The organism is Kribbella sp. NPDC104218, from assembly GCF_055584105.1.
Genome location: NZ_JBVJMQ010000003.1, coordinates 1,020,741 through 1,035,858, shown reverse-complemented (window position 1 = coordinate 1,035,858; position 15,118 = coordinate 1,020,741). Strand labels below are relative to the sequence as shown.

At 69.6% G+C, this 15,118-nt stretch carries 11 protein-coding genes and 4 tRNA genes; 10 read left to right on the top strand and 5 right to left on the bottom strand.

Annotated features, from left to right (window positions below):
- Positions 1 to 1,073: 1,073 nt before the first annotated feature.
- Positions 1,074 to 1,145: transfer RNA gene (locus ACZ6ZD_RS29560), tRNA-Val, on the bottom strand.
- 132 nt (positions 1,146 to 1,277) lie between these two features.
- Between ACZ6ZD_RS29560 and ACZ6ZD_RS29555 the strand changes: the two genes are divergently transcribed.
- Positions 1,278 to 1,838, top strand: a complete 561-nt coding sequence (locus tag ACZ6ZD_RS29555) for a CGNR zinc finger domain-containing protein (RefSeq protein ID WP_465677192.1) — start codon at positions 1,278 to 1,280, stop codon at positions 1,836 to 1,838.
- Between the two features lie 17 nt (positions 1,839 to 1,855).
- Here the strand turns inward: ACZ6ZD_RS29555 and ACZ6ZD_RS29550 are convergent, their stop codons facing one another.
- Positions 1,856 to 2,674 (bottom strand): aminotransferase class IV, encoded by an 819-nt coding sequence (locus tag ACZ6ZD_RS29550; RefSeq protein ID WP_465677191.1) that lies wholly within the window; start codon positions 2,672 to 2,674, stop codon positions 1,856 to 1,858.
- 175 nt (positions 2,675 to 2,849) lie between these two features.
- Here ACZ6ZD_RS29550 and ACZ6ZD_RS29545 point away from each other — a divergent pair.
- From ACZ6ZD_RS29545 to ACZ6ZD_RS29535, 3 genes are all read left to right on the top strand, one after another.
- Positions 2,850 to 2,922: transfer RNA gene (locus ACZ6ZD_RS29545), tRNA-Gly, on the top strand.
- 34 nt (positions 2,923 to 2,956) lie between these two features.
- A tRNA-Cys gene (locus ACZ6ZD_RS29540) sits at positions 2,957 to 3,027 on the top strand.
- Positions 3,028 to 3,040: 13 nt separating this feature from the next.
- Positions 3,041 to 3,112, top strand: a tRNA-Val gene (locus tag ACZ6ZD_RS29535).
- 700 nt (positions 3,113 to 3,812) lie between these two features.
- Here ACZ6ZD_RS29535 and ACZ6ZD_RS29530 read toward each other — a convergent pair.
- The gene (locus ACZ6ZD_RS29530) at positions 3,813 to 5,261 is read right to left on the bottom strand and encodes an ArnT family glycosyltransferase (protein WP_465677190.1); all 1,449 of its coding nucleotides are present in this window, start codon (positions 5,259 to 5,261) and stop codon (positions 3,813 to 3,815) included.
- Positions 5,262 to 5,385: 124 nt separating this feature from the next.
- Between ACZ6ZD_RS29530 and ACZ6ZD_RS29525 the strand changes: the two genes are divergently transcribed.
- The 4 genes from ACZ6ZD_RS29525 (at position 5,386) to ACZ6ZD_RS29510 (ending at position 10,558) form a co-directional block, all read left to right on the top strand.
- Complete coding sequence (locus tag ACZ6ZD_RS29525; RefSeq protein ID WP_465677189.1) at positions 5,386 to 6,477, top strand: GntR family transcriptional regulator; 1,092 nt, start codon at positions 5,386 to 5,388, stop codon at positions 6,475 to 6,477.
- Between the two features lie 58 nt (positions 6,478 to 6,535).
- Positions 6,536 to 8,116 (top strand): sensor histidine kinase, encoded by a 1,581-nt coding sequence (locus tag ACZ6ZD_RS29520; RefSeq protein ID WP_465677188.1) that lies wholly within the window; start codon positions 6,536 to 6,538, stop codon positions 8,114 to 8,116.
- Positions 8,113 to 8,778 carry a response regulator gene (locus ACZ6ZD_RS29515; protein ID WP_465677187.1) on the top strand — a complete coding sequence of 222 codons (666 nt, stop codon included), beginning with the start codon at positions 8,113 to 8,115 and terminating at the stop codon, positions 8,776 to 8,778. Before ACZ6ZD_RS29520 ends, ACZ6ZD_RS29515 begins: the two co-directional genes overlap by 4 nt.
- A 160-nt stretch (positions 8,779 to 8,938) precedes the next feature.
- Positions 8,939 to 10,558 (top strand): MinD/ParA family ATP-binding protein, encoded by a 1,620-nt coding sequence (locus tag ACZ6ZD_RS29510; protein ID WP_465677186.1) that lies wholly within the window; start codon positions 8,939 to 8,941, stop codon positions 10,556 to 10,558.
- Positions 10,559 to 10,749: 191 nt separating this feature from the next.
- On the opposite strand, the gene ACZ6ZD_RS29505 is transcribed toward ACZ6ZD_RS29510, so the two are convergent.
- On the bottom strand, positions 10,750 to 11,400 hold the full coding sequence (locus ACZ6ZD_RS29505) for a DedA family protein (protein ID WP_465677185.1): 651 nt from the start codon (positions 11,398 to 11,400) through the stop codon (positions 10,750 to 10,752).
- Between the two features lie 156 nt (positions 11,401 to 11,556).
- Here ACZ6ZD_RS29505 and thrS point away from each other — a divergent pair, with 156 nt between their 5' ends.
- Together thrS and ACZ6ZD_RS29495 are read left to right on the top strand one after the other, a co-directional pair.
- Positions 11,557 to 13,578, top strand: a complete 2,022-nt coding sequence (gene thrS, locus ACZ6ZD_RS29500) for a threonine--tRNA ligase (protein ID WP_465677184.1) — start codon at positions 11,557 to 11,559, stop codon at positions 13,576 to 13,578.
- On the top strand, positions 13,575 to 14,159 hold the full coding sequence (locus ACZ6ZD_RS29495) for an HIT family protein (protein WP_465677183.1): 585 nt from the start codon (positions 13,575 to 13,577) through the stop codon (positions 14,157 to 14,159). The genes thrS and ACZ6ZD_RS29495 overlap by 4 nt, the downstream gene beginning before the upstream one ends.
- On the opposite strand, the gene ACZ6ZD_RS29490 is transcribed toward ACZ6ZD_RS29495, so the two are convergent.
- On the bottom strand, positions 14,139 to 15,086 hold the full coding sequence (locus ACZ6ZD_RS29490; RefSeq protein WP_465677182.1) for a hypothetical protein: 948 nt from the start codon (positions 15,084 to 15,086) through the stop codon (positions 14,139 to 14,141). The two genes, ACZ6ZD_RS29495 and ACZ6ZD_RS29490, sit on opposite strands and share 21 nt — an antisense overlap.
- Between the last annotated feature and the right edge of the window lie 32 nt (positions 15,087 to 15,118).

Sequence of the window (15,118 nt, the reverse complement as noted above, 5' to 3'; positions counted from 1 at the left end):
GTTACTCCTGCATAGCGCAGTACCGCCAAGGATGCGAGCCAAGCCGGGTGGCCAGCCAAGTCCTGCTTGGCAAAAGGCACAGCAATCGATCTGGTGTGGGAGCCGAGGGCAGCGCACAGGGTCGTCAACGCATAGGTTTCCGCGTTCCCGTTCGCCCAGGCGTTCAGGGTGTTGAAGGTCGTTGGAACGAGAGCGACGGCGTCGGCTGGTGGGGTGCGGCGTGGCTGGTCTGGAGGGCGGATGTCGGTGATGACGGGGGCATCTCCTAGGTCCTGGTCGGCTAGCCAGGGGAGTGCGGCGTCGGTGGGGATGAGGTAGGGAGCCCAGCCTGCTGCGCGGGCGGCTCGGACGCCGTCACCGGCGCGGGAGGCTAGGGGGCGCCGCAGACGACGATGTAGAGGGTCTTGCTGGTCAATCTAGGACTCGTACACGGGTCGCGATCGCGGTTAGGGCTGGGGTGGGTTTGCGGGAGCGGCGGAGGAGTTCGCGGACGATCTCGCGGGCGATGGTGTGGTATCGGATCGCCTCGGGGGCGACGCGCTCAGGCTGTTGGAGTGGAGGATCGCCTCCATGTCGTTCTTTGCCTGGGTTTGTGCCCGTGCGAGGTCGATGTGCAGGCGGGAGCGACGGCCCTGGAGTCCCGCCGGTAGAACGCCGGTGTCGATCTCGGTTGCGGCTCGGAGTACGTCGTACGGGTCGCCGAACTCGGAGGCGACCGAGGCGCGGTGGATCGGATGTTGGTGGGTCCGAAGGCGGTCCACCAGTAGCTTCCGCCATGGCATCGCCGGCCGGGGATGAGAGTGAACTGTTCGCGATGTACGCACGGGCTGTGAAGGCGGTCTCTCGCTGCGCCGATGGCGGGTTCCGTTTCGATGACCTTCGGCACCTGTACGCGTCGTGGCTGATCACCTCGGGTGTGTCGGTTCCCGACGTGCGGCGGGTGATGAGGCACGAGCGGCCGACGACGACGTTGATGATCTGCACGCACGTTTCGCTGCCTGATGAGGACTTAAACGGGAAGAGCGGGACCCGGCTAGTGCTGGGTTCCCGCTCTGACCTGCGTGTTCTTCGGGTGGGCGATACTGGGTTCGAACCAGTGACCTCTTCGGTGTGAACGAAGCGCGCTACCACTGCGCCAATCGCCCAGGCTGGGTGTTACTGGTGTTGCCTGGTGGGGTGTTGCGGGTGAAACCATAGCGCATGATGCGGCGACGTTCTAATCGGGGCGGGCTAGTCTTGGGGCAGGACGGAGACCCCGTCGCGTTGGAGACGTGATTGTGACTTTCTCGCACGACACCGAGCAGGCGCTCGGCACGCTGGTCCGGCTGGTGAACACGCTGCCCGGGCCGAACAGCCAGGTCGACACGATGGGGGAGATCGAGGATCTGGAGAAGTTCGTCCAGGAGCGGGAGTTCAGTGCGGTCGGCACGCTGACTGGTGTTGACCTGGCCGAGGTGCGGGAGCTGCGGCCGCTGTTCGCGCCGGTCTTCACGACGGATTCGGATGCGACGGCGGCGGCGATGATCAACGCGATCATCGCGCGCGGTACGACGACGCCCCGGCTGACCAACCACGACGGCCACCCGTGGCACATCCACTACTCGCGAGACGGGTCGTCGCTGGCGTGCCGGATCACCGTCGAGTGCGGGATCGCGCTGGCTCAGGTCATCTCGGCCGGTGAGCGTGAGCGGTTGCGCCGCTGCGAGGCGCCGGACTGCGACGACGCCCTGATCGACCTGTCCCGCAACCGGTCCAAGCGCTACTGCGACGCCCGCACCTGCGGCAACCGTCTGCACGTGGCCGCCTACCGCGAACGCCGCAAGGCGTCGGGGGAGTAGACGCCGCGGCCTGGTGGCTAGGGGTTGAGGTCGTCGAGGGAGCGCTCGGCGAAGACCTTCATCGCCTGGGCGGTGATCGGGCCCGGCGCGAGTAGGTCGCGCGCGTCGACGCGATGGATCGCCTGGACGTCGCGGGTCGTCGATGTGAGGAAGATCTCCTCGGCGGTGGCCAACTGCTCGAGCGGGACGTCGCGCTCGGTCGCACCGAACCACTCGATGACCAGCGCGCGGGTCACGCCGGCCAGCGCGCCCGACTCCAGGGTCGGGGTGACGAGCTCGCCGTCGTACACGCAGAAGATGTTCGAGCCGGTGCCCTCGCAGAGCGCGCCGGTGGTGTTGGCGAAGATGGCCTCGCTGCCGCCGCGCTCCTTGGCGTAGGCCAGGGCGCGCACGTTCTCGGCGTACGACGTCGTCTTCAGGCCGGCCACCGCGCTGCGCTCGTTACGCGTCCAGGGGACGGTGACGATCGCGGACGTCGGCGCCGGGGGATCGATCGCCTGGCTGGCGATCACGATCGTCGGACCGGTCGTGCCGCGGTCGGACGAGAGCGGCGAGATGCCGCCGGTGTAGGTCAGCCGCAGCCGGCCGAACGCGATGCCGGGATCGGCCGCGACCACCTCGTCGATGCCCTGCCCGATCGCGGCGACGTCCGGCGTGGGCAGACCGAGGCCGGTCGCGGACCGGACCAGCCGCTCCAGATGCCGCCGGACGGCGAACGCCCGGCCGTCGACGATCTTGATCGTCTCGAAGACCCCGTCGCCCGTGGTCACTCCGTGGTCGAGGGCCGAGACCGTCGCCTGGTCGTCGCCGAGCTCGCCGTTCACCCAGATCCGCATGTGCCGCTCCTTCCGCAGAACACCTTAGTGGTCAGCGAATCGGGGCCGGCGGACGTCCCTCAGGTGACCGGCCGGTGACGGTGTGTCGACCGGTGGGCGGACCCCGATTTTTGAACTGCGGGCGGAATGGGTTACTGTTCTTCTCGCGCCGGGGAACACCAAACCGGTCGCGAGTGCGGACGTAGCTCAGTTGGTAGAGCGTAACCTTGCCAAGGTTAAGGTCGCCGGTTCGAGCCCGGTCGTCCGCTCGGAGATGGTTTTGACAGATCAGGCTTTGTGCTTGGTGGAGTGGCCGAGAGGCGAGGCAACGGCCTGCAAAGCCGTGTACACGGGTTCGAATCCCGTCTCCACCTCGAGAACAATCTCGGACGATTGGCGCAGCGGTAGCGCGCTTCCCTGACACGGAAGAGGTCACTGGTTCGATCCCAGTATCGTCCACGAAGTCGATAGGCGACTCGTGTCCCCGGAAAGCGGGGACCGGGTCGCCTTCGTCATTTGTGCGGCTGCGCTTCGCTTGCCGCGTTGCGGGGGCTTCGCCACCCGCACCCCCTGCGACTTCGCTTCGCTCGTCGGCGGTGGTCAGGTCCGGCAGTCGCTGACAACTCGCTCCGCTCGTCGGTTGGGCTGGGTTGAGCAGTCGCCGACAACTCGCTTCGCTCGTCGGTGGGTGTCGGGTTGAGCGGACGCCGCAACTCGCTTCGCTCGTCGGTGGGGGCGGGCTGGGCGGTGGTGATAACTCGCTAGCGCTCGTCGGTGGTGGTTGGGTTGGTGGACGCCGATAGCTGGCTCGCGTTTGTCGGGGGTGGCTGACAACGACGAAGGCGCTCTCGCTCAAGTGGAGGATTTCGCCGCCGCGCGGAACTGGTGCGTCGCGGATGGCATCGCAGTGCCAGGAGTCTGCATCCTTCACGGCAACCGCATGCCTGGCGCCTGTCGCGGTGGTGACGGTACCCAGGGGAATAGGCGGGGGCGACCGCCGTGTCTCCGATCGCAGACCTCGCCGCTGGCTACGCACCTCCGCGTCGCAGCAGCATTCGCTCGATGGCTGGGTAGGCGGGCGGTTATCTGTTCGTGTGGTGGGTTCTCAGGCTCCATACGGCCTGGGAGGCGTTTGTGGCGACGGTTGTTCGGTTGTGGGTTAGTAGTGGCGGCGGAGGGTGGGCCATAGGTGGGGCCAGGGGGTGGTGGGGGCGTCGCAGTGGTGGAGGGTGGTGGCGTTTTCGGTGTTGTTGACGGGGCTGGTGAAGGTGGTGAGGAGGCGGCAGTTGGGGAAGTTGGATTCGAGGGCGGGGGAGCGTTCGAGCTGGATTAGGAGGACTGGGGTGGTGGGGGAGTCGGGTGGGTGTTCCCAGTCGGCGAAGGACATGTGGGGGGAGTAGGCGAGGGGGAGGTTGTGGGCGGGGCCGTAGCGGCGGAGGGCGCCGGCTTGGCCGTAGTTGCCGGCCAGGATGGTGATGGGTTGGCCGGGTGGGATGGCGGCGGCGACGGTGGCGGTGAGTTCGGGCCAGCCGATTTGTTCGCCTTGTTCTTTGTTGACCGGGAGGACGAAGTTGACGGCTGAGGTGGGGAGGACGGGGAGGGTGAAGAGGGCTGAGGTCGCGGCGGTGAAGACTGCGGCGGTGGTGGCCAGGGGGCGGTGGCGGGTGAGCCAGGCGAGGGTGGGTTCGGCGCCGGCTGCCATCAGGACGTAGAGCAGTGGCAGGGCGTAGTACGACTTGCCGCCGACTGCTACGACGCCGATGCACAGCAGTGGGTAGGCCAGTGCTACGGAGCGGGGCCAGGTGAGGCGCCACAGCCGTCGGAAGCCGGCGACCCAGACGGGCACCAGGAGTGGGCCTAGCTGCATGATCTGGAGTGGGACGAACATGATGCGGTTCTCGGTGCCGTCGTCCTCGCTGATACCGCTCGCAACGGTCAGCTGCGGCCAGTCGTGCTGGAACTGCCAGATGATGTTCGGCAATGCGATGAGGCCGGCCAGGACGACGCCGGCGAGTAGCCACCAGGAGCGCAGTACGTGGCGGGGTCCGACGATCAGCAATGCCAGTAGCAGTGCGGCGACCGGCAGGACGACCAGGTACTTGTTTTCCAGCGCTACCCCGGCGGTGAGGCCCAGTGCGAGCCACCACCGCCCGTCGCCTGTCCGCAACAGCTTCACCGCGAACAGTGCGATCAGCATCCAGGCCAGAAGGTCGAACGTCGCGGTCGACACCATGTGGCCGACTCCGAGCAGGAAGCCGGAGATGGCTGCGCACCCGGCTGCCACCAGCTGCCCGCGCCGCTCGCTACCGAATTCACGCGCCAGCAACGCGACCACGACCACTGTGATCGCGCTGGCGACCGTAGCGACCACCCGCAGTCCCATCGGGGTGTTGCCGAAGACCTCGGTCGACACCCGCGCCAGCAACGGCGTCAGCGGCGGCTGGTCGATGTAGCCCCAGGCCAGCTTCTGACCGGCGACGAGGAAGTACAGCTCGTCGCGGTGATACCCGTAGCGCCCGGACAGCGCGGTCAGGACGACGGCCACCGCTCCGGCGATCGCGAGGACTGGACGGGCGGCGAAGGCTGGAACCGAGCGCGTGGCGACCATGCGCGCATGGTGACAGCCGCAGGGGTCCAAGAAAAGACCTGTTGGTATGTCACGACAGCGCGCGGACAGCACTACCGGGATGATTTGATATGCCAACCAGCAGGAGCACGGGAGAGGACATGGCGTGCTGCTCTACGAGGAGATCTGCGCACGGGTCCTGGAGCAGATCCGGCGCGGCACGCTGGGCCCGGGGGACCGGGTGCCGTCGGAGATGGAGCTCGCGGGCGAGTTCAACGTCAGCCGGATCACCTCCAAACGCGCCCTCGAAGTACTGCGGGAGGCCGGTCTGGTCGAGCGCGTCCGCGGTAAGGGGACGTTCGTCGTCCAGCAGCTGCCGGATCTGACCGAGGTGACGATGCCGCTGCGGGGCCGGGTCGCGGCGCCCCGCCGCGCGGCTCGCACGATCGCGCTCGTCGTCCCGGACGTCTCCGACTCCTACGGCCTCGACCTGATGAACGCGATCGAGGAACGCTGCGCCGACCACGAGACGCACCTGATCGTACGGCGGACGCACGGCCGGCAGGCCGACGAGGAGAAGGCCGTCGACTCGCTGGTCGCGACCGGTGAGGTCGACGGGCTGATCGTGTTCCCGGTGCACGGCGACTTCTACAACGCGAGCCTGCTGCGTCAGGTCCTGGACGGCTACCCGGTGGTGCTCGTCGACCGCCATCTGGCCGGGATTCCGGTGGCCGCCGTCCACACCGACAATGTCGCGGCCGCCCGCGCGCTCACCGAGCGGTTGCTCGAGCAGGGCCACGAGCACATCGCCTTCCTGTCGCCGCCGCCGGTGAACACATCCTCGATCGAGGACCGGCTGGAAGGATTCCGGTCCGCGTTCGCGGGGCGCGGCCGGCCGTACGAGCTGACTGACCTGCGCAGCACCATGCCCGGCTCGACGACGCCGGCGGCGATCCGGGCCGACGTCGCTGTGATCCGCGCGTTCAGAGAGCGCTTCCCGCAGATCTCGGCGTACTTCGCCTGTGAGTACAACCTGGCCCGGATGGCGGATCGCGCGCTCGGCGGCGACCAGGTGATCGTCTGTTTCGACTCCCCGGGCGACTCGATCGGCGGCCCGCCGTACCTGCACGTCCGGCAGAACCAGCGCGAGATGGGCCGGACGGCGGTCGACCTGCTGATCGCCCGGCTGAGCGGCCGGACCGTGCCGAACCTGTCCTACGTGCCGTTCGAGCTCGTCGATGCCGAGGGCAACGAGTGAGTCAGGACCTGACTTTCGGCAGTACTGCGCGGCCCGGTCGATCGGTAACGTCGGCGCGGTGAACTGGCAGCGTTGGGGCGATGCCGGCCTGTGCGCCGTGCTGAGTGTGCCCGTGCTCGCGGAGAGCGGCGCCCGGCAGGATCCGTGGTGGTTCCGGGCGACCTGCGTCGGGCTCGTAGTCGCGGCAGTCCTGCTCCGGCGCCGCCGGCCGCTGGTCGGGCTCGGCCTGGTGACCTGGGCAGAGAGCGCGATCTTGGCGTTCTCGCTCGGTACGACGAACGGCGTCCCGATCGCTCTGATCCCGGCGATCACCGTGCTCAGCTACCTGGCCGGACGCCGTGAGACGCAGCTGAGGCACTTCGTGCTGTGGTGCGGCTGTACCGAGATCGGGCTGCTGGTGTTCTCGCTGGTGGTCCGGCACCACGTCCAGGTGACCGAGACCGTGCTGAGCTGGCTGTTCGTGGTCCTGCTCGGCCTGCTGTTCATCGTCCTGCCCTGGCTGATCGGCCGCTACCGCGCCCAGCAGGCGCTGATCGCGACGGCCGGCTGGGAGCGCGCGGAGCGGATCGAGCGCGAACAGCAGATGGAGATCGCCCAAGAACGCCTCAGAGAGCGCTCTCGGATCGCTCAGGACATGCACGACTCGGTCGGTCACGAGCTCAGCCTGATCGCGCTGCGCGCGGCGGCCCTGGAGCTCGACCCGGCCTTGCCCGACCAGCAGCGCGCGGCGGCGTCCGAGCTGCGGGAGGCGGCCGCGGCCGCGACCGAACGGCTCGGCGAGATCATCGGCGTCCTGCGGGACAGTGACGCGCCGACCGCGCCGCGCGACGAGACCGTCGCCTCGCTGGTCGAGCGCGCGGCCGCCTCCGGGCTGGACGTCGAGCTGATCGAGAAGGGCATCGCCGAGCTGGCGCCGATGGTCGACCGGGCCGTCCACCGCGTCGTCCAGGAGTCGCTGACCAACGCGAGCAAACACGCGCCCGGGGCAACCATCACCGTGACGGTCGTCCGGGGCGAGCCCGACGTCCGGGTGCAGGTCGTCGACACCGGCGCCGTCCGGGCGGTCCCGGAGTCGGTACCGTCGAGCGGCCGCGGCCTGGACGGGCTGCGCGAACGCGTCCGGCTTGCCGGTGGGACGCTGACAGCCGGACGCCGGCCCGGCGGCGGATTCGCCGTCACCGCGGAGATGCCGCGCATCGGCGGGCGGCCCGAACCCGAGGCGCCGCCCGAGCTGAGCGGCACGGCCGAGGAACGAGCGTCGGTACGCCGAGGCGCCCGGCGCCGGCTGATCACGACGGTGACCGTCCCGGCCCTGCTCGGCGCGGTCATCGGAATCGTTGCCCTCAGCTACTACCTGATCGCCGGGTACAGCTCGATCCTGCGGCCCACGGCGTACGAGGGACTGCGGATCGGGCAGGCCGAGAGCGACGTCCGCCGGGTGCTGCCGGCGATGGAGATGGTCGACCCGCCGACCGACGGCGTGACCGTCCCGCCCACCTGGACCTGTCGCTACTACCGGCCGGACGCGCCGTTCTCGATCACCTACGTCTACCGGCTCTGCTTCGCGGACGGGCGGCTGATCGCGAAGTCCGTCGTCCAGAGCGGATCGGTGCCGCCCACTCCCGAAGGAGAACGATGATCAGGGTCCTGCTGGCCGACGATGAGATGATGGTCCGGGCCGGGGTGCGCGCGATCCTCGGCACGGACGCCGCGATCGAGGTCGTCGCGGAGGCCGCCGACGGGCAGGAAGCCGTCGAGCTGACCCGGCTGCACCGGCCGGACGTCGCCGTCCTGGACATCCGGATGCCGCGGATGGACGGGCTGGCGGCCGGCGCCGAGATCCGCCGCAGCGTGCCCGAGACGGCCGTCGTGATGCTGACGACGTTCTCCGAGGACGCCTACATCGCGCGGGCGCTGGGCGACGGGGCGAGCGGCTTCCTGCTGAAATCCGGTGACCCGCGGGAGCTGATCGCCGGGCTGAAGGCGGTCGCCGAAGGCGCGGCGTACCTGTCGCCGAAGGTCGCCCACCGCGTGATCGCCGAGCTGAGCAGCGGTACCGGCGGCGGGTCGATGGCCCGGGCCGCGGCGGCCAAGGAGCAGGTGACGGCGCTGAGCCCGCGTGAGCGCGAGGTCCTCGGCCTGGTCGGGCAGGGGTTGTCGAACGCCGAGATCGCGCAGCGGCTGTTCCTGGTCGAGGGGACGGTGAAGGCGTACGTGAGCGCGATCCTCGTCCGGCTGGCCGTGAAGAACCGGGTCCAGGCCGCGATCGTTGCCTATGAAGCCGGATTGGTGACCGGCTGATCGCGGCCGGTGGCAGGAACCTGCGACCCTCCGGGTGGTGACATGGCGTGGACACCGGGTCATGGGATAGTGGAGGCTCCCCGGGGACCTCACTCCCGGATCGACACAGCAACTTGTGGGGCGCCTGCCGCTCCTTCTCACAGAATCGGGGATCCAGGTCGTGACCGACTCGCACAACTCCGGACAGCACAAGGACCGGGAAGCAGCGGCGGCCGAGGTCCGGAGAATGTGGCAACCGACGCCTTCCTGGACCCAGCCCGACCCGGCGGCCGCGCCCGACGCGGAGACCGCCGACCAGGCCGAGGAGCAGGAGACCCCCGCCGAGGAGTTCCCCGGCGACTCGTGGTCGCGCCCGGCCGCGCAGGCCGCGCCCTGGAACGACCCGAAGAACGGGCCGTCCGCACCGCCCGAGACGACTACGCCGAGCACGAGTGGCGCGAGCAAGCCGGGCCCGTCGTGGACGCAGCCGGCGTCCGAGACCAGCTCCTGGTCGCAGCCCCGGCCCGAGCCGAAGGACTTCGCGGACGAGGAGGACGAGGCTGCCGACACGCCCGCCGCTTCTGCCGCTCCGTCGTCCGGGACGGCGCTGGCCGGTGGGCTCGGGGCGAACGTGCCGGAGTCCGGTGAGGCCGCTGCGCCGAGTGCGCCGGTGTTCGGCGGGGCCTCCTTCAGCGGTGGTCAGCAGGGCGGTCACAATGCGCCCGGCGGGTACGGCGGTCAGCAGGTCGGCCAGCCGCAGGCGGGCCAGCAGGGTGCGCAGCAGCAGAGCGGGCAGCCGTTGTCGCCCGCCGCGCAGCACTTCTTCCCGCAGGGCATCCCCGGGCAGAACGTGCCGCAGCAGCGCGACGTCTCCTACCGCACCGACGACTTGATGCAGGCGCTGCCGCTGCCGCGGGAGGCTCCGGCCGAGCGCGGCGTCCGTAGTGTGCTGCGGTTGAAGCCCGGGACGTCGGAGCGGTCGGAGCGGATCGCCCGGGCGACCGCGGCGACCGCGTTCCGGCGTCCGGTCACGATCGTCGTGGCGAACCCGAAGGGCGGGTCGGGCAAGACGCCGACCACGCTGCTGCTGGCCGGCGCGCTCGGTCAGGCGCGCGGTGGCGGCGTCGTGGCCTGGGACAACAACGAGCTGCGCGGGAACATGCACCTGCGCACGCACGACACCAACGCCCGCTCGACCGTGACCGACATGCTGCACGCGATGCCGATGCTGACCCAGCCGGATGCGCGGCTCGGCGACGTGGCGGCGTACCTGCGGCACCAGGTCGCGGGGCAGTACGACGTCCTGACGTCGGCGACGACGACGTACGCGCAGATCGAGGCCAAGGACTTCGACCAGATCCACCGGCTGCTCAGTCGCTTCTACAAGGTGCTCGTGATCGACACCGGGAACAACGAGGGGTCGAGCAACTGGCGGGAGGCGATGAAGGCCGCGGACGCGCTCGTCATCCCGATCAAGTGGAAGAGCCTGTCGTGTGCGGCGGCGGTGCAGATGCTCGAGGAGCTCGACAACCAGGGGCCGGAGGCGCAGCGGCTGATCCGGCGCGCGGTGATCGCGGTCTCCAACGGGCCCGGCGATGTGAACAAGGAGGTCGAGAAGCAGCTGCGGCCGTACTTCGAGTCGCGGGCGGCCGCTGTCGTCGACATCCCGACCGACACGCACATCGCGGCCGAGGGGCCGCTCGATCACTCCGCGCTCCAGCCCGCCACCCGGCGGGCCGGCCTGGAGCTCGCCGCCAAGGTGTCGGAGCAGATCAGCATCGCGCTGAACATCCCTCGCTAGTTTTCGCTCGTACGACGACGCCCCGGCCGAAGCTGAGCCGGGGCGTCGTTCTAGTTCTCCCGTTTGCCATCGCGGCCGGGTCGTTCGGCGTGCCCACCTGGCCGGCGGCCGCAAGAAGTTGGTCGGTTTGCCGATCTGCTGGGAGCGGGAGGGGCTGGGCCTGGTCGGCCGGCGAGGGGTGGTGGGGTGGGTCAGCTGTCTGCTGACACCAGCTCGGGGTCGGGTTCTACCTCAGGTTGAGGTTTGCGCTTCTTCAGGTGGTGGCGGATGAGTTCTACGGCGAGGGTGACGGCCAGGGCGAGGCCGATGCCGAGGAGGACGCCTTTGAGGGGGTTGTCTTCGAAGGCTTTGCCGCCGATGTAGCCGACGAGGGTGCAGTAGAGGCCCCAGGACAGGGCGGCGAGGGCGGCGAAGGCGGAGTAGTGGCGCAGGGGGTAGCGGACGGAGCCCATGGTGAGGGTGACGGCGGTCCGGCCGCCGGGGATGTAGCGGGCGACGATGAGGACGAGGCCGCCGCGTTCGGCCAGGGCCCGGCGGGACCAGGTGATGGCGGCGTGCCGTTTGGTGCCGGGTTGGACGCGGTCGATCATGCGGCCGCCGGCGCCGCGGCCGAGGAAGTAGGAGATGTGGTCGCCGACGAAGGCGCCGAGGGCGGCGACCGCGATGACGGCGTACAGGTTGGGGGCGCCGGTGGAGGCGGCGAAGACGCCGGCGGTGACGACGAGGGTCTCGCTCGGGATGGCCGGGAAGAAGCCGTCCAGCGTGGCGAACCCCCACAACGCCAGGTAGATCCACCACGACGACATCAGTTCTTCCGCGAAGTGCAGCAGGGCATCGGCCATGACACGACCGTAGAAACCGGCGACCCCGAGCCGCATCGGACGACAGACCTGACTTACCCCCTACTTTCGTCAGGGGTACGCCTCATCCGGACACACCGCGCCGATACCATCTCCCCGGGACCGGCATTCGGCCGGTCGTATCACGAGGAGTGCACCGTGTCGGAAGTCAAGGTCCATCTGGTCGGCGTCGAGGGCGAGGCTGAGCGGAGTGTGACCGAGACGACGACGATCGGTGAGCTGTTCGCCGAGCTCTTCGGCCAGGACCGCTCCGCGATCGCCGCCCGCGTCAACGGCGAGCTGCGCGACCTGTCGAAGGTGATCGAGGACGGCGACCAGATCGAGCCGGTCAAGGCGGGCTCGGACGACGGCCGCGCGATCATCCGGCACTCGACCGCGCACGTGCTGGCCCAGGCCGTCCAGGAGCTGTTCCCGCAGGCCAAGCTCGGGATCGGCCCGCCCGTCGAGAACGGGTTCTACTACGACTTCGACGTCCCCACGCCGTTCACGCCGGACGACCTGGGCAAACTCGAGAAGAAGATGCAGCAGATCATCAAGGAGCGGCAGCGGTTCAGCCGCCGGGTGGTCAGCGACGACGACGCCCGCGCGGAGCTGGCCGGGGAGCCGTACAAGCTCGAGCTGATCGGCATCAAGGGCTCCGCGGCGGACGCCGCCGAGGGCGCGAGTGTCGAGGTCGGCGGCGGCGAGCTGACGATCTACGACAACCTGCGCCGCGACGACTCGGTCGCCTGGAAGGACCTGTGCCGCGGCCCGCACGTGCCCGCGACCGGGTACCTCGGCAGCTTCAAACTGATGCGGACGGCGGCGGCGTACTGGCGCGGCTCGGAGAAGAACCCGCAGCTCCAGCGCATCTACGGCACCGCATGGGAGTCCAAGGACGAGCTGAAGGCGTACCTGAACCGCCTGGAGGAGGCCGCCAAGCGCGACCACCGCAAACTCGGCACCGAGCTGGACCTGTTCAGCTTCCCCGACGAGATCGGCTCCGGTCTCGCGGTCTTCCACCCCAAGGGCGGCGTCCTGCGCAAGGTGATGGAGGACTACTCCCGCCAGCGCCACGTCGAGGACGGCTACGAGTTCGTCTACTCCCCGCACATCACCAAGGGCCAGCTCTTCGAGACCTCCGGCCACCTGGACTGGTACGCCGACGGCATGTACCCGCCCATGCACCTGGACGAGGAGCGCGGCGCGGACGGCCAGATCCGCAAGCAGGGCCAGGACTACTACCTCAAGCCGATGAACTGCCCGATGCACAACCTGATCTTCGGCGCCCGCGGCCGCTCCTACCGCGAGCTGCCGCTGCGGCTGTTCGAGTTCGGCACGGTGTACCGGCTGGAGAAGTCCGGCGTCATCCACGGCATGACCCGGGCCCGCGGCTTCACCCAGGACGACGCGCACATCTACTGCACCCGTGAGCAGATGCGCGACGAGCTGCGCGACCTGCTCACGTTCGTCCTCGGCCTGCTGGCCGACTACGGCCTGGACGACTTCTACCTGGAGCTGTCGACCAAGAACCCGGAGAAGTTCGTCGGCTCCGACGAGGTCTGGGAGGAGGCGACCAACACGCTCCGCGAGGTCGCCGAGGGCTCCGGCCTGGAGCTGGTCCCGGATCCGGGCGGCGCGGCCTTCTACGGCCCGAAGATCTCCGTCCAGGCCCGGGACGCGATCGGCCGCACCTGGCAGATGTCGACGATCCAGCTCGACTTCAACCTGCCCGAGCGGTTCGAGCTCGAGTACACCGCGCCGGACGGCTCCCGGCAGCGCCCGGTGATGATCCACCGCGCGCTGTTCGGCTCGATCGAGCGGTTCGTCGCCGTCCTGACCGAGCACTACGCCGGGGTCTTCCCGCCGTGGCTGGCCCCGGTCCAGGTGATCGGCATCCCGATCACCGACGGCCACGCCGACTACCTGTTCGACGTCGCCAAGCAGCTCAAGGCGCACGGCATCCGGATCGAGGTCGACGCCTCCGACGACCGGATGCAGAAGAAGATCCGGAACGCGCAGAAGTCCAAAGTGCCGTACATGCTGATCGCCGGTGACGAGGACATGGCCGGCGGCTCGGTGTCGTTCCGGTACCGCGACGGTTCGCAGAAGAACGGCGTCCCGATCGCGGACGCCGTCGCCGAGATCGTCGAGGCCGTCCAGAAGCGCGTGCAGGTATGACCCAGCCCCCCGATTCGCCGTACCGGCCCGAGGAGCTGGTACGGCAGGGCGGGGTCGGGGAGCCCGATCCGTTCCTCCGGATGTGGACGCCGCACCGGATGGCCTACATCGAGGGCGAGAACAAGCCGACCAGCACCAAGGCCGGCTCGGGCTGCCCGTTCTGCCGGCTCCCCGGGCTGGGGGACGCCGAGGCGCTGATCGTGCACCGCGCCGAGGCGGCGTACGCCGTCCTCAACCTGTACCCGTACAACCCCGGCCACCTGATGCTCGTCCCGTACCGGCATGTCGCCGACTACACCGAGCTGACCGCCGCCGAGGTCGCCGACATCGCCACGCTGACCCAGCAGGCGATGCTGGCGGTGCGCGCCGTGTCCGACGCCCACGGCTTCAACATCGGCATGAATCAGGGTGAGATCGCCGGAGCGGGGATCGCCGGCCACCTGCACCAGCATGTCGTGCCGCGCTGGTCCGGCGATGCGAACTTCATGCCGGTCATCGGCCAGACCAAGGTCCTGCCGCAGCTGCTCGCCGACACCCGCGCGCTGCTCGCGAAGAACTGGTCAACGGAGGAAGAGCGGTAGCAGCGGGTCGACGATGGTCAGCAGCTCGTCGAGCGGGACGACGCGCGGCGGTGTCGTCAGTGCGGTGACGCGGACGACGCGGCGGCCCTGCCGGAAGACCAGCTCGCCGTCGCTCGGCAGGTAGTAGCCGGGACGCCCGATCGGCGCGTTGCGCGGCGGCGGCACCCGCTGGGACTCCGGGATCGTCGCCTGGTTGAACGCCTCCACAACCGACACAGTCGCCTCGTACGTACCCCAGATGCAGGTCAGCGCGCCGCGGACGCGGTAGTCGCGCCGCAACTGCGCCGCCGTCCCAAGAGAGCGCTCAGCCGCGGCCGTCGCCAGCTGGCACGCCGGGTCGGTCTGCCGGGCGTTGCGCAGCAGCCGCGGTACGGCGTCCCGCGTCGCCAACGCAATGATCACCGCCTTCGCCCGGTCCAGCCCGTCGGGCCGCCCCTGGTCGATACCGCCGGACGGCGTCACCCGCACGGCCCGGTCCGCCGTCACGAACACGATCCGGGACTCCGTGATTTGCGCCTCCGGCCCGAGCTCCGGCAACGGAGCGATGTGTCCGGCGCCGGTCAGTAGCCGGCTGAGTGCGTTCGGCTGCCGGGGGAGCGCACTGACCCCAACCGTCACCGCACGGCCCTCGACGAGCAGCATGCACAGATCCAGCGCCGGCAACCCGCCGTCGTTCCACGCACCGGCCCGGGCCGCGACCGGGACGCTCAACCGCCCAGTCAGCTCACCGGCGATCGCCGTACAGACCTGCGGCCCGGCCGCGCCCGACGTCCCGTCCAGCCCTTCCGGCGGTGTCGGAGCGACCACGGTCGGTACGACGACCGGCTGGTCCGGAGGCGACGGACGGGCGCCGTCCGCCGTCCGGGCGACCGCGCAACCGGGCAGGAGCAGAGCGGCGATCAGGACGCCGAACAGCGCAGGTCGCATCCAGCCACCTCCCGAACCTCACTGAGTCCAGG